20 protein-coding genes are annotated in these 19,550 nt (G+C 65.6%); 16 read left to right on the top strand and 4 right to left on the bottom strand.

Translation table 11 applies throughout. The annotated features are described in order from the left end of the window. Window positions 1–5: 5 nt before the first annotated feature. Complete coding sequence (locus tag RSE12_20250) at window positions 6–905, bottom strand: peptidoglycan DD-metalloendopeptidase family protein (GenBank protein ID WRH62656.1); 900 nt, start codon at window positions 903–905, stop codon at window positions 6–8. Between the two features lie 185 nt (window positions 906–1,090). On the opposite strand from RSE12_20250, the gene RSE12_20245 reads away from it, so the two are divergent. The 5 genes from RSE12_20245 to RSE12_20225 all read left to right on the top strand — a co-directional run bounded on the left by RSE12_20245 (window position 1,091) and on the right by RSE12_20225 (window position 6,251). Then, window positions 1,091–1,726 (top strand): cation transport ATPase, encoded by a 636-nt coding sequence (locus RSE12_20245; protein ID WRH62655.1) that lies wholly within the window; start codon window positions 1,091–1,093, stop codon window positions 1,724–1,726. Window positions 1,727–1,839: 113 nt separating this feature from the next. Then, window positions 1,840–2,613, top strand: a complete 774-nt coding sequence (locus RSE12_20240; protein ID WRH62654.1) for a DUF6478 family protein — start codon at window positions 1,840–1,842, stop codon at window positions 2,611–2,613. Between the two features lie 4 nt (window positions 2,614–2,617). Further along, the gene (locus RSE12_20235) at window positions 2,618–2,995 is read left to right on the top strand and encodes a hypothetical protein (GenBank protein WRH62653.1); all 378 of its coding nucleotides are present in this window, start codon (window positions 2,618–2,620) and stop codon (window positions 2,993–2,995) included. A gap of 200 nt (window positions 2,996–3,195) precedes the next feature. Beyond that, a complete protein-coding gene (locus RSE12_20230; GenBank protein WRH62652.1) occupies window positions 3,196–5,199 on the top strand; it encodes an NADPH-dependent 2,4-dienoyl-CoA reductase in 2,004 nt (667 codons plus the stop codon). Window positions 5,200–5,345: 146 nt separating this feature from the next. Then, window positions 5,346–6,251, top strand: a complete 906-nt coding sequence (locus RSE12_20225) for a LysR family transcriptional regulator (GenBank protein WRH62651.1) — start codon at window positions 5,346–5,348, stop codon at window positions 6,249–6,251. 45 nt (window positions 6,252–6,296) lie between these two features. Here the strand turns inward: RSE12_20225 and RSE12_20220 are convergent, their stop codons facing one another. The 3 genes from RSE12_20220 to RSE12_20210 are packed head-to-tail and all read right to left on the bottom strand — an operon-like array spanning window position 6,297 to window position 8,747. Next, a complete protein-coding gene (locus tag RSE12_20220; GenBank protein WRH62650.1) occupies window positions 6,297–7,250 on the bottom strand; it encodes an OmpA family protein in 954 nt (317 codons plus the stop codon). A 55-nt stretch (window positions 7,251–7,305) separates the two neighbouring features. After that, window positions 7,306–8,031 carry a GNAT family N-acetyltransferase gene (locus RSE12_20215; protein ID WRH62649.1) on the bottom strand — a complete coding sequence of 242 codons (726 nt, stop codon included), beginning with the start codon at window positions 8,029–8,031 and terminating at the stop codon, window positions 7,306–7,308. Then, entirely contained in the window at window positions 8,028–8,747 is a 720-nt protein-coding gene (locus RSE12_20210) for a molybdopterin-binding protein (protein ID WRH62648.1), read from the bottom strand. The genes RSE12_20215 and RSE12_20210 overlap by 4 nt, the downstream gene beginning before the upstream one ends. A 137-nt stretch (window positions 8,748–8,884) precedes the next feature. Here RSE12_20210 and map point away from each other — a divergent pair, with 137 nt between their 5' ends. The 11 genes from map (at window position 8,885) to RSE12_20155 (ending at window position 19,538) form a co-directional block, all read left to right on the top strand. Next, a complete protein-coding gene (gene map / locus RSE12_20205; GenBank protein ID WRH62647.1) occupies window positions 8,885–9,712 on the top strand; it encodes a type I methionyl aminopeptidase in 828 nt (275 codons plus the stop codon). A gap of 169 nt (window positions 9,713–9,881) precedes the next feature. Next, complete coding sequence (fghA, locus tag RSE12_20200; GenBank protein WRH62646.1) at window positions 9,882–10,712, top strand: S-formylglutathione hydrolase; 831 nt, start codon at window positions 9,882–9,884, stop codon at window positions 10,710–10,712. Next, window positions 10,705–11,160: a YaiI/YqxD family protein gene (locus RSE12_20195; GenBank protein ID WRH62645.1), complete on the top strand. Its 456-nt coding sequence runs from the start codon at window positions 10,705–10,707 to the stop codon at window positions 11,158–11,160. The genes fghA and RSE12_20195 overlap by 8 nt, the downstream gene beginning before the upstream one ends. A gap of 88 nt (window positions 11,161–11,248) precedes the next feature. Next, window positions 11,249–12,220, top strand: coding sequence for a DMT family transporter (locus RSE12_20190; GenBank protein ID WRH62644.1), 972 nt, complete (start codon window positions 11,249–11,251; stop codon window positions 12,218–12,220). Next, a complete protein-coding gene (locus tag RSE12_20185) occupies window positions 12,195–12,818 on the top strand; it encodes an HAD-IA family hydrolase (GenBank protein WRH62643.1) in 624 nt (207 codons plus the stop codon). The genes RSE12_20190 and RSE12_20185 overlap by 26 nt, the downstream gene beginning before the upstream one ends. After that, entirely contained in the window at window positions 12,815–13,714 is a 900-nt protein-coding gene (locus RSE12_20180; GenBank protein WRH62642.1) for an ornithine cyclodeaminase, read from the top strand. The genes RSE12_20185 and RSE12_20180 overlap by 4 nt, the downstream gene beginning before the upstream one ends. Window positions 13,715–13,805: 91 nt before the next feature. Beyond that, complete coding sequence (locus RSE12_20175; GenBank protein WRH62641.1) at window positions 13,806–14,834, top strand: GSCFA domain-containing protein; 1,029 nt, start codon at window positions 13,806–13,808, stop codon at window positions 14,832–14,834. Beyond that, window positions 14,831–15,601: a hypothetical protein gene (locus RSE12_20170; protein ID WRH62640.1), complete on the top strand. Its 771-nt coding sequence runs from the start codon at window positions 14,831–14,833 to the stop codon at window positions 15,599–15,601. The genes RSE12_20175 and RSE12_20170 overlap by 4 nt, the downstream gene beginning before the upstream one ends. Before the next feature lie 125 nt (window positions 15,602–15,726). Further along, the gene (locus tag RSE12_20165; GenBank protein ID WRH62639.1) at window positions 15,727–17,058 is read left to right on the top strand and encodes a sialate O-acetylesterase; all 1,332 of its coding nucleotides are present in this window, start codon (window positions 15,727–15,729) and stop codon (window positions 17,056–17,058) included. Between the two features lie 110 nt (window positions 17,059–17,168). Continuing rightward, window positions 17,169–18,041: a LysR family transcriptional regulator gene (locus RSE12_20160; GenBank protein ID WRH62638.1), complete on the top strand. Its 873-nt coding sequence runs from the start codon at window positions 17,169–17,171 to the stop codon at window positions 18,039–18,041. Between the two features lie 33 nt (window positions 18,042–18,074). Further along, window positions 18,075–19,538, top strand: a complete 1,464-nt coding sequence (locus RSE12_20155; GenBank protein ID WRH62637.1) for an aspartate ammonia-lyase — start codon at window positions 18,075–18,077, stop codon at window positions 19,536–19,538. Window positions 19,539–19,550: the final 12 nt, after the last annotated feature.

Here is a 19,550-nt window from a genome sequence, read left to right as displayed (position 1 = left end):
GGGGATCAAACCGTGAAGCTGTGCGAGGGAAGGCGCATCAGGAGGTTGGGGTCGGGGCTGATGTTGGACCAGACATCGTGCAAGCTGGCATGGCCCACGCCAAAGAAGTTGCCCCCTGTTTGGGCCAGAAGATCGGTGATGATCTGGAAATGGATATGGGCGGCCCAGCCGCCGTTTTCCGGCCAGTCGCCCAGATGGGCGATGAGTTGGCCGGGTTCGACCGTGCCGGTTGGGTGCAGGCCGGGCAGGGTGGCGGCAAGGTGGCCGTAAAGGGTGTAGACCGTCGCGCCACCGAGATCATGTTCAAGGATCAGGGTATGGCCGTAATCCAGCGGATCGGCGTTATAGGTGAGGTGTTTCACCCGGCCCGGCAGCGGGGCGAAGACGGGCGTGCCAGCAGGGGCGAAGACGTCGATGCCGAGGTGGATCGTGCGCCGTTCCGGGCTGGCGGCATCAGCGAATTGCGGCGTGGCATAGACGGTACGGTTTTCGCCGTAGAGGCCGAGGCCGTAGCGGATGCCCTGCGATTGGTGTTCGGCGAACCACGGATCAAAAGCGGGGTTCGAGAAGGCGGGCATGTCGGGGCGTTGGCCGGTGGTGGGCAGGGCCATAGTGGCGCCTGTGGCCGGATCGGGCAGAAACAGGGGATGGGCCGGGGTGGCGGCGAGGGTGTCGCGCAGGGTGGCGGCGCCGGGCGTGGCCGTGCCCGTTGTGGCCTTGCGCGCGATGGCGGCGAGAAGACCGGCATCGACGCTTTCCAGCCGGGCGCGGGTCGGGGCATCTGTGGCGGCGATGAGGGCGGGAATATCGGGTGCGTGGTCGCTTGGAGCGAGGGCCTGACGCAGGGCGGTGTAGAGATCGGCCTGCCCGTTCAGGCGGGCGGCGAGGTCGGAAAGACGGGTCATGCGGGGCCTGTGGTTCGGGTTTGGCTTTGCGTGGAGTGAAGCGGTTTGGCGGGGCGGATGCAATGGTAGCTTGGGGGAGCTTGGGGCGCGTGCGTGGGCGGCGTTGCGCCTTTGGGGGGCGGGGCGGTGGACGGTGGCGGGTGGGGGCGCTATGCAACCGGGAAGAGTTGGTCTGGCGCAAGGGGATGGGTGTGAAGAGTTTGGGGTTGATCGGTGTTCTGGTGCTGGCCGGATGTGTGGCGACGCAAGGCGCAGGGATACGGCAGGTGGCGCTGTTGGACGGCGCGGTGGTGGCGGCAGCCCCGGCGGGCTATTGCATCGCGCCGGGGGCGGGGCAACGTCAGGCCGACAGTGCCGTGGTGATCATGGGCCGCTGTTCGGCGGCCGGGACAGCGGAGCCTGCGGTGCTGACGCTGACTGTGGGTCAGGCGGGATCGGCCGGGGCGATGGCCGGGGGCGGCGAGGCGTTGGCGGCCTATTTCACATCAGAGGCGGGGCGGGCGGCGTTGAGCCGGTCGGGGCGCGCCGGGGATGTGCAGGTGATTTCGGCGACCGGGGTTGATGGGGCCTTTCTGGTGCAGGTGCGCGACCGGGTGGCGGGCGAATACTGGCGCGGAATTGCCGGGCTGCGGGGGCGGTTGGTAACGGTGACGGCGGCAGGGCCTTCGGAAGACGCGCCATTGCCTGCCGCCAAGGGGCGGGCGCTGGTAGAGGCGGCGCTGGCGGCCTTGCGGCGGGCCAATGCGGGCGAGGCGGTGGTGCGCGCCAACCAGACTGGTGCTAACCAGGCCGGGACTAACCAGACCGGGACTGGGGGCTGAGAACTTCGCTTTTGAGGTGAAAAGTCGGTGGCGCGGTGCGCCCTTTCCGGCAATAGATAGGGCGTGTGGTCCGCGCCTTTGCGCGGGGCCTTAGGCGGTATTCGGGACGCGGAATGGTGGGCAAGATCGAGGGCGTGCTGGACAAGCTGCTGCAGAAGCGGGTCGTCCGGCGCTGGGAAGAGATCGCGGAGGCGTCGGCTGTGGCCGATCCGGATGTGCTGCGCGGTTGGCGTTCGCGGGCGCGGTCGCTGCGGCGGCAATTGGACCGGGTGATCCATCAAGCGGAACATCGGTTGGCGCTGCCGGTGATCGGATCGAATGCGATGCGCAAGCCACTTGGCACGGATTGGGCCTGGCGGCCCGATCTGTGGCGCGGGCCGATGCCGGTGCCGGGGCAGGCATCGGTGCCGAACCGGATGTTGTTCTGCGAAGGGGCAACTGTCTTTCACGACTGCCGGGTGAGCGAGTTGACGGTGCGCCAGATCCGCAATGAGCGGGAAAGCGACGTGGCGCCGTTCGGATTCCGAATGGATGTGTTCCGGTTCGACGGATCCTTCTTGTCGCTGGTGGTTGACCTGCCGGATGAAGCGGCGCGGGGGTTGAAGCTGCGCCATCTGATCCGGCTGGATGTGATCGTGGAGCTGGAAAAACCGCTGGAAATCTTTGCGCGGCTGAATGTGAAGCATGGACCGAACACCGAGCAGCTTGTGCTGGAACTGCCGATCGGGGCGGAAGAGGTGATGGTGGAATTCGACCTGACCTACACCAAGATCAACGAAAAGCGGATCGAAAAGCTGTGGATCGACCTGATCTTTGAAGGGCCGGAGATGAATCAGATCATCCTGCGTGACGTGACCGTGAGCCGCAGGCCACGGGCCGAGATGTGAGGGCATGGGGATGGACGGGGTAAAGCTGACCAAGACGCGCATCCGGGCCGGGGTCTGGGAAGGGGTGTTGTCGGGGACCGACAAGCCCGCGCTGGAGGTGCGGCATCTGGAGGCCGAGGTGCCGGGGGTGACGGTGACGTCGATCCCGGACCGGGCGGGCGAGTGGGCGGTGCGGGTGCCTGTGCCGGTGGCGGCGCTGAGCGAGGGGGTGCAGAGCTTTCTGATCCGCAACCGGGGTACGGGCGAGACGCTGGCGCATTTCACCATCATCACCGGGGTGCCGATGGAGGATGACCTGCGCGCCGAGGTGGATCTGTTGCGGGCGGAACTGGATATGCTGAAGCGGGCCTTCCGGCGGCATTGCGTGGAAACACTGGGCTGACGCAGTGCCGGGGGCGGCGTTGCAGGGGGCGTTCCGCCCCCTCGGAGCTCACGCTCCTCACCCCCTGAGGATATTTTTCAGAGAAGAGAGGGCTTTGAAGGAGTGCTGCGTCTGGGGCGTGGCCACGATCCGCGCATGACGTTGCGTTGTCCGTGACAGGCGTGCGGGGCTGCGGCAGTGTCGCGGTCCGGAGGACCATCATGACGCTTTATCCCAATCTGCTTTCGCCGCTGACCCTTGGCCATGTCACGCTGCCCAATCGGGTGCTGATGGGGTCGATGCATACGGGGCTGGAGGAGCGGGGGGATTGGAACCGGGTGGCCGAGTTCTATGCCGACCGCGCGCGGGGCGGGGTGGCGCTGATGGTGACGGGGGGGATGGCGCCTAATGCAGAGGGCGGCGTGTTTCCCGGTGCGGCGGGGCTGTATTCGGCGCTGGATATTGCCAATCACCGGGTGGTGACGGACCGGGTGCATGCGGCGGGCGGGCGGATCGCGATGCAGATTCTGCATGCGGGACGCTATGCCTATGGCAAGGATTGCGTGGCGCCGAGCGCGATCCGGTCGCCGATTTCGCCTTTTGCGCCGCGCGAACTGGATGCCGCGGGGATCGAGAAGCAGATTTCAGACATCGTCACTGCGGCCGTGCGGGCGCGTGAGGCGGGGTATGACGGTGTGGAGGTGATGGGGAGCGAGGGGTATTTCCTGAACCAGTTCCTTGTCGCCCATACCAACCGCCGAACGGATGACTGGGGCGGGAGCTATGAGAACCGGATGCGCCTGCCCGTTGAGGTGGTGCGTCGGGTGCGGGCGGCGGTGGGGGCGGATTTCATCGTCATCTATCGCATCAGCCTGATTGACCTGGTACCCGATGGGAGCACCTGGGATGAGGTGGTTCTGCTGGCGAAGGCGGTGGAGGCGGCGGGGGCGTCGATCCTGAACACCGGGATCGGCTGGCATGAGGCGCGGGTGCCGACGATTGCCACATCGGTGCCGCGCGCGGCGTTCGCGCATCTGACCGGGCGGCTGCGGGGGGAGGTTGCGATCCCTGTGATCACATCGAACCGCATCAACACGCCGGAAGTGGCCGAGGGGCTGCTGGCGGATGGGATGGCGGATATGGTGTCGATGGCGCGGCCCTTTCTGGCGGATGCGGATTTCGTGGCCAAGGCGGCGGCGGGGCGGGCAGAGGAGATCGCGCCCTGCATCGCCTGCAATCAGGCCTGTCTGGACCATACGTTCAGCGGCAAGCTGACAAGCTGTCTGGTCAATCCACGCGCCTGCCACGAGGTGGAACTGGTCTATGCGCCGGCGGAAGTTGCGAAGTCGGTGGCCGTGGTGGGTGCGGGGCCTGCTGGCCTTATGGCGGCGGCGGTGGCGGCAGAGCGGGGGCACCGTGTGACGTTGTTTGACCGGGCGGACCGGATCGGCGGGCAATTGAACCTGGCCAAGATGGTGCCCGGGAAGGAAGAGTTTCACGGGCTGGTACGTTGGTTCGCGGCGCGGGTGGCGCGGGCGGGGGTTGAGTTGCGGCTGGGATCGGAGGTCGGGGTAGGCGACCTACGCGGTTTTGACGAGGTGATTGTAGCGACGGGCGTGATCCCGCGTGATCCGGCTATTCCGGGGCAGGAGGCGGCGCTGGGCTATATCGAGGTGCTGAACGGCGCGCCGGTCGGCAAACGGGTGGCCATCGTGGGCGCTGGCGGCATCGGGTTTGATGTGGCGGAGTTCCTGGCCCATCGTGGGGCGAGCCCTGCGCTGGATGCCGCGCTGTGGCGGCGGGAATGGGGTGTGGGCGATCCGGCAGAGGTGCGGGGCGGGCTGGTGGCACCGGAACCGGAAGCGCCTGCGCGCGAGGTCTGGCTGTTGCAGCGCAAGGCGGAAAAGCCGGGGCGCGGGTTGGGCAAGACGACGGGATGGATCCACCGCGCCGCGTTGGCGGCGAAAGGGGTGAAGATGATCGGCGGGGTCTCTTATGAGCGCATCCTGCCCGAGGGCCTTGTCGTGCGGCGCGACGGGGTGGAGGAGTTGATCCCGGTTGATTCGGTGGTGCTGTGCGCGGGGCAGGTGCCGGCGCGGGGGCTGGCCGATGAGCTGGCGGCGGCTGGGATCGGGTGCCATGTCATCGGCGGGGCGGATGTGGCGGCCGAATTGGACGCAAAACGCGCGATTGATCAGGGTGCGCGGCTGGCGGCGCGGCTTTGAGCCGGGTGCCGGGGTGGGGATTTATGTTTCCCTGATATCAACGATCCCATGGAAAACCCCGGATCGGCCCCGTCTGCGCCCCGATCCTGCCTGAATTCGCGGTCAATCCTCGGCAATACGACCTCATAGCTTGCCAGAGGGTAACAATGGACCGACTGACGGAAATGGAAGCCTTTGCCATGGTTGTAGACCAGGGCGGCTTTACCGATGCGGCCAAGAAGATGGGAATTTCGAAGTCTGCGGTGTCAAAACATGTATCGGCACTGGAGGCGCGGCTGGGGGCCCGCCTTCTGAACCGGACGACACGCCGCGTTTCGCCCACCGAGATTGGCCTTGCCTATTACGACCGCGCCCGCCGCGTGCTGAATGATGCAGGCGAAGCGGATGCGCTGGTCACATCCATGCAGTCGGCCCCTTCGGGCCTGTTGCGTATCAGTGTCGCCACCGATTTCGGGGTGAACCTCTTGTCGCCGATCCTTGGGGATTTCCTGCTGGAATACCCGGATATCACGGTGAACATGGTGCTGAACAACCGCTATGTCGAGTTGATCAGCGAAGGGTTCGATATGGCGATCCGGGTGGGGGAACTGGAGGATTCCAGCCTGCGCGCGCGGAAGCTGACTGAGACGACGAAGCGGATGATCGCGTCGCCTTCGTATTTCCAGAAGTTCGGTCGGCCGATGAAGATCGACGATCTGAATGAGCACAAGCTGCTGCATTATTCGAATCAGGCCAACGGCAATGTGTGGAAGATCACCGCGCCGTCGGGGGAAAAGCGGCAGGTGCGGTCGGTTGGCTGGTTGACGGTGAATGACGGCCAATCGCTGCTGAATGCCGCGATTTCGGGGTTGGGGATCGCCTATCTGCCGAGCTTCCTATATGCCGATGCAATGCGGCAGGGTCTGGTGGAAGAGGCCATTCCGGGACTGCCTGTGGAATGTCTGGGCATCTATGCGGTTTATCCGCCGGGGCGGTTCACGCAGCCCAAGGTGCGGGCGTTCATTGATTTTCTGGCGCGGCAACTGATCGACAAGGGGCCGGACAGCTGGTGATTTCGCCGGTTTCCCGAAAGGGGGACTGCCTACTCCTGGGGGAGTTCAGAGGGTCGGGGTCGTAATGACCTCGACCCTTCGGTTTTGGGCGCGGCCTTCGGCTGTGTCGTTGGTGGCGATCGGTTCAAGCGGGCCTGCACCGCGCGTGGTGATGCGGGAGGGGTCGATGCCGAATTGTGCGATCAGGGCGGCGCGGGTTGCTTCGGCCCGGGCCAGCGAAAGCGCGGTGTTGGCCTGCGCGTTGCCGGAGGCATCGGTATGGCCCACGAGTTCGACCGAGGCGGTGGGATTGGCGGTGAGCCAATCGGCCAGCCGCGCCAGCGAGGGATAGCTGCCGGGGGCGAGGTCGGCCTGCGCGGAGGGGAAAACGAGATCGGCCAGAGTGGCGGGCTGACCGGCGGTCAGCGCGGCGGTCAGATCATCCTGCGGCAGGGCGGTGGGCAAAGTGTTTGCCGTTGGCGCGGCTGGGGTGGGTGAAAAGGTCGATTTCGACGAAAGGCTAAGATCGGGGACGCCGGGGGTTTCCGCCCCGATTCGGGTGAGTTGGACAAAGCCAGTATCGGCAGAGCGGCTGACGATCAGGGTGAGCCAGTCACTGCCATCCGGGCCATCGCGGCGGGCGGCGAGAAAGCGGTAATCGCCAAGGTCCACATGCATCTGCGGTTCCGGCAGAATGTCGGTGCCGTAGCGGAAATCAAAGCCGCCACAGGCCGAGGTGGCGCATTCGAAGACAGTTTCAAAGCCCTGTTCGGCGACCTGCGCGCGCAGCGGTTGCAGGATTTGCAGCGTCGACAGATCGGCGGCGTCGATTTTCCATGCTGTCTGGGCGAATGCGCCTTCGGCGGTGGTGGTGGGGATGACCCCGGCCTGCCACGGACCGGTGGGGATGTTGTAGGAAGTGACCGCCTCGCGCCGTTCGCCGGAGGTGGCGGCGGGGGCGGGAAAGCGCAGGTCCAGCGCCTGCGCGGGCAGGGCAACGGTCAGGATCAGCGCAGCCATGGCCATAGGGCGGCCAAGCCGGTGAAGGTGTTGCGGGCGCGGGTCTGTCAACTGCTCAGCCTTCTGCGGGGCCATGTTTTCGATAGTGATACTGTCCCACAACGGCGAAGTTCAGGGAAGCATAGAGCGCGCGGGCGGCGGCGTTCCGCTCAGTCACAAGCAGAGAAATCGTGTCGGCCCCGTGATTGCGGGCCCAGATGGCGGCGGCCCGCAAGATGTTGTGTGCGCAGCCCTTTCTGCGCTGATCCGGCGCGGTTTCAAGCGCGTGAAGCATTGCAACATTGCCGTGGATTGCCGTGAAGGCGATGCCTGCGGCGCGGTCGCCCGCGCGGCCGAGGATCGCGGTTTTCGGACCGGCGACGCGGTCCATCACGGCAATGCGGGCGGGGCCGATTCCGCCCTGTTCCCAGATCTGGCGCGCGACGGCGAGGGGGGGCCAATGCGGAAAGCTGGTGAGGAAGGCCGGTTCCGTGGCCGCAAGATCGGCCACCGGGGCGGCATAGGCGACGACGGGATCGTGATGGGCATAGCCGCGCGCGGCGAGGGCCTGATCGAGCGCGATGTCCGAGGGGCGCAGGACGAAAAGGGGGGATTGGCCAAGCGCGCGCATGGCGGTTTCGGCGGTGGGGATGTCAGCCTCGGCCCAGTCGCCGATGGCGGAGGCGGCAGAGACGCGCTGGCCGCCGCCTTGGCCTTCGCGGATGAGCCAGGGGCCGTGGCGAAGGGTGGCCGCGGGGGGCCATGTCGCCTCGGTCACCTCGGCCAGCAGGTCGGGGGTCATGGGAACAGCGATGCGAGGCGGGTCATGGCGGCGTCGATCCGGGCGGGATCGGTGCCACGGATGACAAGGTTGGTGCCGTAGACGCCATTGGTGTTGAACGGGTAGCTGCCCATGGAGAGATCGGGGAAATCAGCGGCGAGCGCGCCAAATTCGGCGGCAATCTCGCCTTCGCCCCGGTTGACGCGCAGCGATTGCGACAGAAGCGGTGCCCCGCCCGTGAGAGTGGGCAGAAGGCCTGCGAGCATTGCTTCGAAGATGCTGGGGACGCCCGCCATGACATGGACATTTCCGAGCGTGAAGCCCGGCGCGGTGGAGATGGGGTTTTCGATCAGGATCGCGCCATCGGGGATGCGGGCCATGCGCTGGCGCGCGTCGTTGAAGGGCAGACCCGCGCGGTCGTAATGCGCCTGCAGGAGCGCCATCGCGTCGGCGCGGTGGGTGATGGGGGTGGCGAAGGCGGCGGCGATGGCATCGGCAGTGATGTCATCATGGGTGGGGCCGATGCCGCCCGAGGTGAACAGGTGGTCAAAGCGCGCGCGCAGATCGTTGACGGCGGCGATGATGGCGGGCTGTTCATCGGCCACGACGCGGACCTCGGTCAGGCGGATGCCGTGCTCTGTCAGGCGTTGCGCGAGGTGGTGCATGTTCGAGTCGCGTGTGCGGCCGGACAGGATTTCGTCGCCGATCACCAGCATGGCGGCGGTGGGATTGGGCATGGGCGACTCCTTATTGGGCAGGTGGATGGGGTATAGGCCGCGAGAAGGCGGTTTCAAAGGGGGCGCTGCGGGGCGGGTCTGGCCTTTGCGGGCGGCTATGCTTATTTAGGCGGAAAAGCGAGAAGGAAGGTCGGGCGGTGGACGAAACGCGCGGGCGCATCACCAGAGACGGGATCCGTATCCATGAGGATGCGGATTTTGCAGGCATGGCCCGTGCGGGGCGGATTGCGGCCGAGATACTGGATGCCGTGGGGGCGCTGGTGGTGCCGGGGGCGACGACGGGCGAGATTGACGCCTTCATCAATGCCGAGGTGGAACGGCACGGGGTGACATCGGCCACCATCGGCTACAAGGGATACCAGCATGCGTCGTGCATCAGCGTGAACCACGTGGTCTGCCACGGGATTCCGGGGGCAAAGATTCCGGGACGCAGCAGCGATGTGTTGCAGGCGGCCGATATCCTGAACGTCGATGTGACGGTGGTTGTGGATGGCTGGTTTGGCGATAGCAGCCGGATGTATGTGGCGGGAACGGCCAAGCCCTTTGCGCAGCGCCTGATCAATGTGACGCATGAGGCGCTGATGCGCGGGATCGCGGCGGTGAAGCCGGGGAATACCTTTGGCGATATCGGCCACGCGATCCAGAGTTTCGTGGAAAGTCAGCGGATGAGCGTGGTGCGCGATTTCTGTGGCCACGGTCTGGGCCGGGTGTTCCATTCGCCGCCGAATGTGCTGCATTACGGGCGGCCGGGATCGGGGCCGGTGCTGGAAGAGGGCATGTTCTTCACCATCGAGCCGATGGTGAATCTGGGCCGGCCCGAGACCAAGGTTCTGGCCGATGACTGGACTGCGATCACGCGGGACAAGTCGCTGAGTGCGCAGTTCGAGCATTCGGTGGGCGTTACGGCCACGGGATGCGAGATCTTTACCACCTCGCCCGCGGGAAAGTTCCATCCGACGCAATGATTGGGTGCGGGCTAGGGGGAATTCGCGCCTCCGGCCCCCCCCGCATGATCCCCCGCTGTGGTGCCATGCGGGCAGGTCGAATTGGGTATTTGGGCCAAGATGAAGGGGCAGCGGGTTGCATCCTTTTGCGGGGCATGGAACCTTGGCCGCCACAGATGCGAGGTGCGTGATGAAGACCCTTTCCGAGAACCGTGCTTTTGGCGGCGTGCAGGGGGTTTACACCCATCCGTCCGATGTGTGCGGCACCGATATGACCTTTGGGCTGTTCCTGCCCGATCAGGCCGAGGACGGGCCGGTGCCGGTGCTTTGGTATCTGTCGGGGCTGACCTGCACGCATGAGAATGCGATGGTGAAGGCCGGTGCGCAGCGCTGGGCGGCCGAGGCGGGGATCGCGCTGGTATTTCCCGACACATCGCCGCGCGGGGAGGGTGTGGCGAATGACCCGGCCTTTGACCTTGGCCAGGGTGCAGGGTTCTATGTGAACGCGACAGAGGCACCTTGGGCGCAGCATTTCCAGATGTGGGATTACATCACGGATGAATTGCCCGATGTGCTGTTTTCGGCCTTTCCGCTTGCCGAGGCTGCGCAGGCGATCACGGGCCATTCGATGGGCGGCCATGGCGCGCTGACGATCGCGATGAGCTTTCCGGGGCGCTTCCGGTCGGTTTCGGCCTTTGCGCCGATCTGCAATCCGGTGGCGAGCGAGTGGGGGCGCAAGCAGTTCACCGCCTATATGGGCAAGGATGAGACGGTCTGGGCGGGCTATGATGCGACGCTGTTGATGCGGCGCTATGGGTTCGACGGGCCGATGCTGATTGATCAGGGGACGGCGGATCAGTTCCTTGATCTGCTCAAGCCCGAGGCTTTGGCCGAGGCGATGGCCGTGCGGCGGCAGGGCGGGGCCTTCCGGATGCAGAAGGGCTATGACCACAGCTATTTCTTTGTATCCACCTTCATGGAAGAGCATGTGGCGTTCCATGCAGCGGCGCTTCATGGCTAGGATCTTCGTCGATGCAGATGCCTGCCCCGTGAAGGAGGAAACCGAGCGGGTTGCGGTGCGCCATGGGCTGCGGATGCTGATGGTGTCGAACGGTGGCATCCGGCCCAGCCAGAACCCGCTGGTGGAAAGCGTGTTCGTCGCAGCGGGGCCGGATGAGGCGGACAAGTGGATCGCCGATAAGGCCGGGCCGGGCGATGTGGTGGTGACAGGGGATATCCCGTTGGCGGCACGAGTCATCGCGGGCGGGGCGGTGGTGGTGAAGCACAATGGCGATGTGCTGACCGACCGCAACATCGGCAATGTGCTGGCGACGCGTGATCTGATGGCCGACCTGCGCAGCGCCGATCCGTTCCGGCAGGGTGGCGGGCGGCCCTATTCCAAGGCTGACCGGTCGCGATACCTTGAGGCGCTGGAGCGGGTGGTGCGCGCGGCGGTGGCGGCGGGCTGATCCGGCGGAGGAGGCGGGCGGGACAATCCGCCACGACGATGTCGCGGGCGGGACAGAACAGATGCGACGGCAGGGGTTTTCTGCACCCATGACGACCGAGCCTTCCTCGCGCAGCGCCTTGACCGGCATCCTTCTGGCCATTGGCGGCAGTGCCATGCTGTCGATCAACGATGTGGCGATCAAGTTCCTGTCGGGTGATTATGCTCTGCATCAGGTGATCCTGATCCGGGCCGGGGTGGGCATGATCTTTCTGCTGGGATTGATGCATTTTTCCGGCACGGGCTTTCGGCAGATTTTGACCCGGCGGCGGCGGGATCATCTGATCCGCGTCGGATTCGTGATGGTGTCGAATGTCTGTTATTTCCTTGGGCTGGCGGCGTTGCCGCTGGCAGATGCGGTGGCGATTGCCTTCATCTCGCCCTTGCTGGTGACGCTTCTGTCGGTTGTCGTGCTGGGCGAGGTGGTGGGGCCGCGGCGATGGGCTGCGGTGGCCGTGGGGATGCTGGGGGTGGTGGTGATGCTGCGGCCCGGCAGCGGGGTGATCCAGCCGGCGGCGATCTTGGTGCTGATTTCGGCCTTTTGCTATGCGTCCAGCCATATGATGACGCGGCGGATGAAGGACACGGAAAGCGCGATGACGCTGTCGTTCTATGTGCAATGCGGGTTCATCGTGGTGAGTTCGACCATGGGGCTGTTTGTGGGCGACGGGCATCTGGCGGGGTCGTCGGATGCGTCGCTGGCGTTCCTGTTCCGGACCTGGGTCTGGCCGCCGGTGGCGGATTGGCCGTGGTTTCTGGCGACCGGGTTGTCGGTGGCCATTGGCGGGCTGATGGTGAGCCAGGCCTATCGCACGCTTGAGGCAGCGCTGGTGGCGCCGTTTGAGTATACGGCGATGCCGCTGGCGATCCTGTGGGGGGTGGTGGTGTTCGGGACATGGCCGGATATCTGGGCGGCGCTGGGGATTGCGCTGATCTGTGGGGCGGGGCTGTATACGCTTTGGCGCGAGACGGTGCGGCGGAAGAAGGATGTGACAGGTGATCCCAGAAGCGGTGGTCTTTGACATCGGCAATGTGCTGCTGGAATGGCAGCCGGAGCGGTTTTACGACAGCGTGATCGGGCCAGAAGCGCGGGCGCGGCTGTTTGCCGAGGTGGATCTTGCGGGGATGAATGCAGGCGTCGATCTGGGCAATCCCTTTGCCGAGTCCGTGGAAGCGCTGGCCATGGCGCATCCTGAATGGGGGCCGGAGATCCGGATGTGGCGGGAGCGGTGGTTCGAGATTGCGCATCCGCCGATCGACGGGTCGATCCGGCTGTTGCGCGCCTTGCGGGCGCGGGGGGTGCCGGTGCTGGCTCTGACGAATTTCGGGCGCGAAACCTTTGATGCGGCGGTGGAGCGGTTGCCTTTCATGGCCGAGTTCGACCGGGCCTGGGTGTCGGGGAAGATGGGTGTGATGAAGCCCGATCCGGCGATCTATGCCGCGCTGGAGGTGGAAAGCGGCGTCGCGCCGGGGCGGCTGCTGTTTGCCGATGACAAGGCCGAGAACATCGCGGCGGCGGCGGCGCGGGGCTGGCGGACGCATTTGTTTGACGGCTGGGAAGGCTGGGCGCAGCGGTTGGTGGATGAGGGATTGCTGGAACGCGGGGAGGCCGGGCTGTGAGCATTGATTTCGTACCGTTCGAGGCCGAGCGTCTGCTGGACTGGAAGGGGCTTCTGGGGGCCTTCGAGGCGGGGCATCGCCTGCCCAAGCCCGATATCAAGGACCTGTTCTGTTATCGCGGCGCGGATACGATCCTTGACCGGGCGACGTGGATCGATGGGCTTGGCGCGCTGGTCAAGGTGGCGACCGTGGTGCCGGGGAATGTGGCCATCGGCAAGCCCACGGTGAACGGGTCGGTCACACTGTATGACGACCAGACCGGAGAGTTGACCGGGCTGGTGGATTTCCATCTGGTGACCAAGTGGAAGACGGCGGGCGACAGCCTGTTCGCGGCCTCGCGGTTGGTACGCCCAGGCGCGCGGCGGTTCCTGCTGGTGGGGGCGGGGAAGGTGGCACAGTCGATGGTGGAAGCCTATGGGGCGGTGTTTCCGGAGGCGGAGTTCACCGTCTGGAGCCGCAGCCGGGACAGTGCCGAGGCGATGGGTTTGCCAGTCGCGGATGATCTGGAGGCGGCGGTGCGGGGGGCGGATGTGATCTGCACCGCGACGATGGCGACAGCGCCCCTGATCAAGGGGGCATGGTTGCAACCCGGCCAGCATCTGGACCTGATCGGTGCCTACAAGCCCAGTATGCGCGAGGTGGATGATGAAGCCATGGCGCGGGCGCGGGTGTTTGTGGATGCACGGGCGACGACAATCCATCACATCGGGGAATTGATCGACCCGCTGGCATCGGGGGCGATCACCGAGGGCGATATCGTGGCGGATTACTATGACGATCCGGCGCTGTTCGCGCGGCAATCGGATCATGAGATCACGATTGCCAAGAATGGCGGCGGCGCGCATCTGGACCTGATGACGGCGATGTATATCCAGAAGGCCTGGGCCGGGCGGTAGCGCGGTCTTTTCCTGATGACAGGCTGATCTGCATTTCCGATACTCGGGCAGTGCCTGCGCGAGGCGGGGCTGGTGTGAGGGTGATCTGTCCATGTCCTATGCGTCGCTTCCGGATGAATGTTTCTGGCGGCGTTGCCTGTCGGCCCCGGATTTTCGCCTGAATGATCTGTATCGGCCGACCGTCCTGATCGGACGGGATGATGCGGTGGCGACGGCGGGAAGCTGCTTTGCGCAGAAGATCGGGCGCGAATTGCGCCGGTCTACGGCGCGGTTCCTGGATCTGGAGCCGGTGCCGCATGGCATGACAGAGGCGACGGCGGCGGGGCTGGGATTTGGCCTGTTTTCGGCGCGGTACGGGAACATCTACAGCACGGCGCAGATGGTGCAACTGGCCGAAGACGCGCTGACCGGGCATCTGCGAGACGAGGCGTTCTGGGAAAAGAACGGCCGGTGGTATGATGGGCTGCGCCCACGGCTGGAGCCGGGGGGATATGCCACGCTGGATTTGGCAGGTGCGGCGCGGCTGGCGCATCTGGCGCAGGTGCGGCGGCTGTTCACCGAGGCGAGCGTGTTCATCTTTACACTGGGTTTGACCGAACGGTGGGAGGATGCGCGGGGCGGGACGGTCTATCCGCTGTGTCCGGCGGCGGTGGACCCTGCCTTTGGCGACCCGGCGCATCGGTTTCACAACGCCCGCGTGGGCGACGTGGTGGAGGAGCTGTGCCGCATGGTCGGGTTGCTGCGGCAGGGCAATCCGGAGCTGCGGTTCATCTTCACCGTGTCACCTGTGCCGCTGATGGCGACGGCCACGGGCGGGCATGTGCTGGGCGCGACGGCGCGGTCAAAAGCGGTGCTGCGCGCGGCGGTGGATGAGGTGATCACCCTGCTGCCGGGATGTGACTATTTCCCGTCCTATGAGATCGCGACGCAAAACCCGCTGATGCGGGATGCCTTTGGCCCCGACCAGCGCGAGGTGCGGGAGGAGGTGGTGGAGACAATCATGCAGGTCTTCTTTGCCGGGCAGGAAGGCATCCTGCGCGATGGGCGTGGAGCGGCGGTGCCGGAGGACAAGGGCATCGAGGTATGTGACGAGACCTTGCTGGACGCGGCGCGCGGATGAAGGTTCTGGTATTCGGCAATTCGCATGCGGCCTGCCTGATGGAGGCCTGGCGCGAAGGCGAGGTCGCGGCGGGGCATGAGGTGGCTTTCTTCGTGCGGTCGGGCAGCGGGGTGACGGATTACGCGTTGGACGGAACGCGGATCGCGGCGTCAGAGGCGATGGCGTCTTTTCTGGATCGGCTGGGGCTGGCGGTGGAGCAGGACCTTGCCGATTTCGACGCGCTGGCGGTGGTGGCCAGCGAGGTGAGCATGTTCCCGTTGGTGCAGGTTTTGAACACCTATCGGGTGCTTGACTGGCCGCAAGGATCGCGGGCAGAGCGGCCTGCATTGACCGAGGCGGTGCTGCGCATCGCCCTGTCCGAGGCGCTGATGGGGACGAGCGCGGCGCGATTGATGGCGCATCTGCGGGCGGTGCCGGGGTTGGCGGATCGGCCTATCCACCTGCTGCCGCAACCCTATCCGTCGGAACGGCTGATGCAGATGGGGCGCGTTCCTGCCGGGGCGGGGTTCCGGCGGCTGTTGCGCGAGGGGTTGGGGGCGCAGGCGGCGGCGGTGTATGGCGAGGAATTGGCCCGGTTCGCGGCGAAGTTCGGGGTGGTGCTGCATCCCCAACCGGCCGGGACCATCACGCAGGATTGCCTGACGGCGCAGGCCTATTCCACCAAGGCGCGCAGGCTGTTCGACCTGAACCGCTATCAGCCGCAGGAGGATATCCTGCATGCCAATCTGGCCTATGGGCGGCTTGCGCTTGCGCAGGTTCTGGGCTGACGGGCGACCCTAAAACCATAGCATTTTCATAGATTTGTCAGTTCTTTGCGCGCGCCCTTGCGGGTGCGGGCAACCTTCTGGTTACCCAAGGGGTGGCAGCATCGCCGGATATTCCGGAGGTGACCATGCCCAATATCTATATCATCGCGGGCCAGAGCAATGCGACCGCCATGACCGCCGCCTTGCGCAGCCAATTGCAGGCGCGCGATCCGGGGGCCATCGTGATTGCCGTCAGCAGCGCAGGCGCGCCTTTGACATGGGGCCGTCGCGGGGAGGACTGGTATCAACCCGGAGAGATGCAGAACAGGGTGGTGACCGAGGCTGCCCGCGCAATGCAGGCCAATCCCGGCGCGGTGCTGCAGGGGATGATCTGGGTGCAGGGCGAGGCGGATACCTATGATTTCGCGCGAGCGCCCAGTTACGCAAGCCAGTTTCAATCGCTGCTGGCGGGCATTGACGCGGGATTGCGAGCGGCGCTTCCCGGCGTGGCGCGGTCGGCGCTGAACTTTGACGTGGTGATTTCCAACCTTTCAGACGTTGCGCCGGCGGCACCGGGCCGGGCGTTCTGGGACACGATCATCGACCAGCAGCGCCGTCTGGATGCGGGATCGGACCGGATCAGCGCGGTTGACCCGGATGCGGTGGCACGGGCGGGCGGGTTCTCTGCATCCGGGATGTTCAGGGATGCCCTGCATTATTCGGAAGGCTTCATGGGCCGTCTGGCCGCAGCGCTGGTCGATCGGGTGGTTCCGGCATCGGCGGGAGAGCCGCCGCAAGCGCTGGTCTTGCAGGGGACGGATGCCGCAGAGGTGCTGACCGGGCGGGACGCCGACGATTTTGTCCGCGCGGGGCATGGCGCGGACAGCATCTTTGGCGGGGCGGGCAATGACAGTGTCAGCGGCGGCTGGGGGGACGACCTGATCTTTGGAGGTGCGGGACTGAACAGCCTGTGGGGCGTGAACGGCAATGACACGATCACGGGTGGGGCGGATCGGGACGTGATCTTTGGCGGGGCGGGGCGCGACCTGATCATGGGCGGGGCGGGCGATGACGTGATCGACGGCGGCAATGCGGGCGATGTGATCTCTGGCGGTGCGGGGCGCGACCGGCTGCGGGGCGGGGGTGGAGCGGACGTGATCAACGGCGGGGCGGGCCGGGATACGATGGTCGGGGGGGCGGCGGCGGATGTCTTTGTCTTTGGTAGCGCGGCGGATATCGGGATCGGGGCCGGGCGCGACAGGATTGCCGATTTCGTATCGGGCGAGGATCAGATTGATCTGCGCGGCATGGGGCTGATCTTTTCGCCCACCGGCTTTGCGGGGGGTGGGCAGCGATCGGTGACCTTTGATCCGTCGCGCGGGCTGCTGCTGGGTGACAGCAATGGGGACCGGGTGGCCGACTGGATGGTGGAACTGGCGGGAGTGGACCAACTGGTGCCGCGCGATCTGATCCTGTAGCAGTTTTCGGATCGCAGGGTGGCCGCGCACTTGCGTGATGCGTGCAGTGTCCGGGCTGCGTGAGGCGGCCCTGCGGGGCTGATCTGCGGCAGGGGCAGGGGGTTGGCTGCATGGACATTCGTTGGTTGCAGGATTTTCTGGCGCTGGCCGAGTTGCGGAATTTCACCCGCGCGGCCGAATTTCGCAACCTGTCGCAGGCGGCGTTTTCACGACGCATCCAGTCGTTGGAACATTGGGTGGGCACGGCGCTGGTGGTGAAGGGGTCGCAGCCTGTGCGGCTGACCGAGGCGGGCGAGCAGTTCCGCGAAGGGGCAGGTGCTTCGGTGGAACGGCTGCTGGAGACGCGGGCGGCGATCCGGGGCAGCCAGTTCGAGGTGATGAGCCAGATCCGGCTGGCGATGCCCAATGTGTTGGCGCGCAGTGATTTCCGGCGCATTCTGGCGGCCATCGGGCCGAAGGTGCGCAGTTCTTTTTCGGTGATTGTTGGAACAACGGCCGAGGTGACGGCGCGCTATCTGGCGGGGGATGCGGATATCCTGCTGGCGCATGATTGCCCGGCGCTGCCCAGTCATGAGGCACTGGCCACGCAAGAGCGGGTGGTTCTGCGGGCGGATCGGTTCCTGCCCTATGCGGCGCGGGGGCAGGAGTTCGGCTTTCCCGGCACGCCCAAGGAGCCATTTCCGCTGATCGCCTATGCACAACGGGCCTATTTCGCGCGGCTGTTCGAGCATGTGATCGAACGGGGTGGTGGGGTGCTGTCCTATCGGTTGTCGGTGCAATGCGACATGTCGGATGTGCTGAAAGAGGTGATCGCTGCGGGGCATGGCGTGGGCTGGCTGCCGGAAAGCGCGGTGGAGGCAGGGGCGGATATCGTGCCGTTGGGCGGGGTGGAGTGGGAATTGCCGCTGGAGATCTGCGCCTTTCGCCCGCGGCGCGCTGCGGGGCCAAAGCTGGATGCGCTGTGGGCGGCGTTGAAGGCCTAGGCGGTCCAAGGGTAGGCAAGGCCTGCATGGGCCATGCAGGATTTGCATTGGACCCTTGGGCGGTATCAGGGGCAGGTGTCGGGCCACAGCCATGGCCAGAGGACCAGCCCGATGATGATGCACGACATGCGCCGCGAAGAAGACAGTCTTGGCACGATGGACCTGCCGCGCACCTGTCTGTGGGGCATCCATACCCAGCGGGCGATTGAAAACTTTCCCATCTCGGGGATTCCCTTGTCGCTTTTTCCGGAGTTCATCCGATCGCTTGCTTGGGTGAAAAAGGCGGCGGCGCGGGCCAATCTGGCGCTGGGCGTGCTGTCGGCGGAAAAGGCACGGGTGATCGAGGAAGTTTGCGACGAGATCATTGCCGGGCGGTGGCATGACGCGTTTCGCGTGGACATGATCCAGGGCGGGGCCGGCACATCGACGAACATGAACGCCAATGAGGTGATCGCCAATCTTGGCCTGCTGAAGATGGGCCACCGCGCCGGGGATTACGCGCATCTGCACCCGAATGATGATGTGAACCGGTCGCAATCGACCAATGACGTTTATCCCACGGCGATGCGGCTGGCGATTGTGAGCCAGTGCGACGCCTTTCGCGCGGCGCAGTCGCGGCTGGCGGATGCCTTTGGCGAACGGGCGGTGGCCTTTGCGCAGGTGCGCAAGATCGGGCGGACGCAGTTGCAGGATGCGGTGCCGATGACGCTCGGCCAAGAGTTCGCTGGTTTTGCCGTGACGATCCGCGAGGATGTGGAAATCATCGGGCGGTTGTCCAACCTGCTGTTGGAGGTAAACCTTGGCGGCACGGCCATCGGAACGCGGGTGAACACCCCCGACGGCTATGCCGAGGCGGTGGTGGCCGAATTGGCGCGGGTGGCGGGGCGGCCGGTGAAGCTGGCCGGTGATCTGATCGAGGCGAGCAGTGATTGCGGGGCCTATGTCACCTTTTCCGGCATGCTGAAGCGGATCGCGGTGAAGCTGTCGAAGATCTGCAATGACCTGCGGCTGCTGTCTTCGGGGCCGCGGTCGGGGTTCAATGAAATCCGGCTTCCGGCAGTGCAGGCGGGATCGTCGATCATGCCGGGCAAGATCAACCCGGTGATTCCGGAGGTGGTCAACCAGGTCGCGTTTCAGGTGATTGGCAATGATCTGACGGTCACCATGGCGGCAGAGGCGGGGCAGTTGCAACTGAATGCCTTTGAGCCGGTGATCGTGCTGAACGTGCTGCAATCCATGCGCATTCTGATGCAGGCGATGGATACGCTGGCCACCCGCTGTGTGGCGGGGATCGAGGCCAATGTCGCGCAATGCGAGGGGGCGCTGGAGAACAGTCTGGTGCTGGCCACGATGCTGGTGCCGCATATCGGGTATGGCAAAGCGGCGCTGGTGGCCAAGACCGCGCTGTCCGAGGGGGCATCAGTGGCGGCAACGGTGGTGAAGCTGGGCTTTGCGGATGAGGCCGGGGTGGCGATGATGCTGGCCGATGCAGGCTGAGCCTTTGGTGTG

This window comes from Fuscovulum sp. (assembly GCA_035192965.1).
In the GTDB taxonomy this organism is placed as follows: Bacteria; Pseudomonadota; Alphaproteobacteria; order Rhodobacterales; family Rhodobacteraceae; genus Paragemmobacter.
This window is presented reverse-complemented; position numbering and strand designations above follow the sequence as displayed.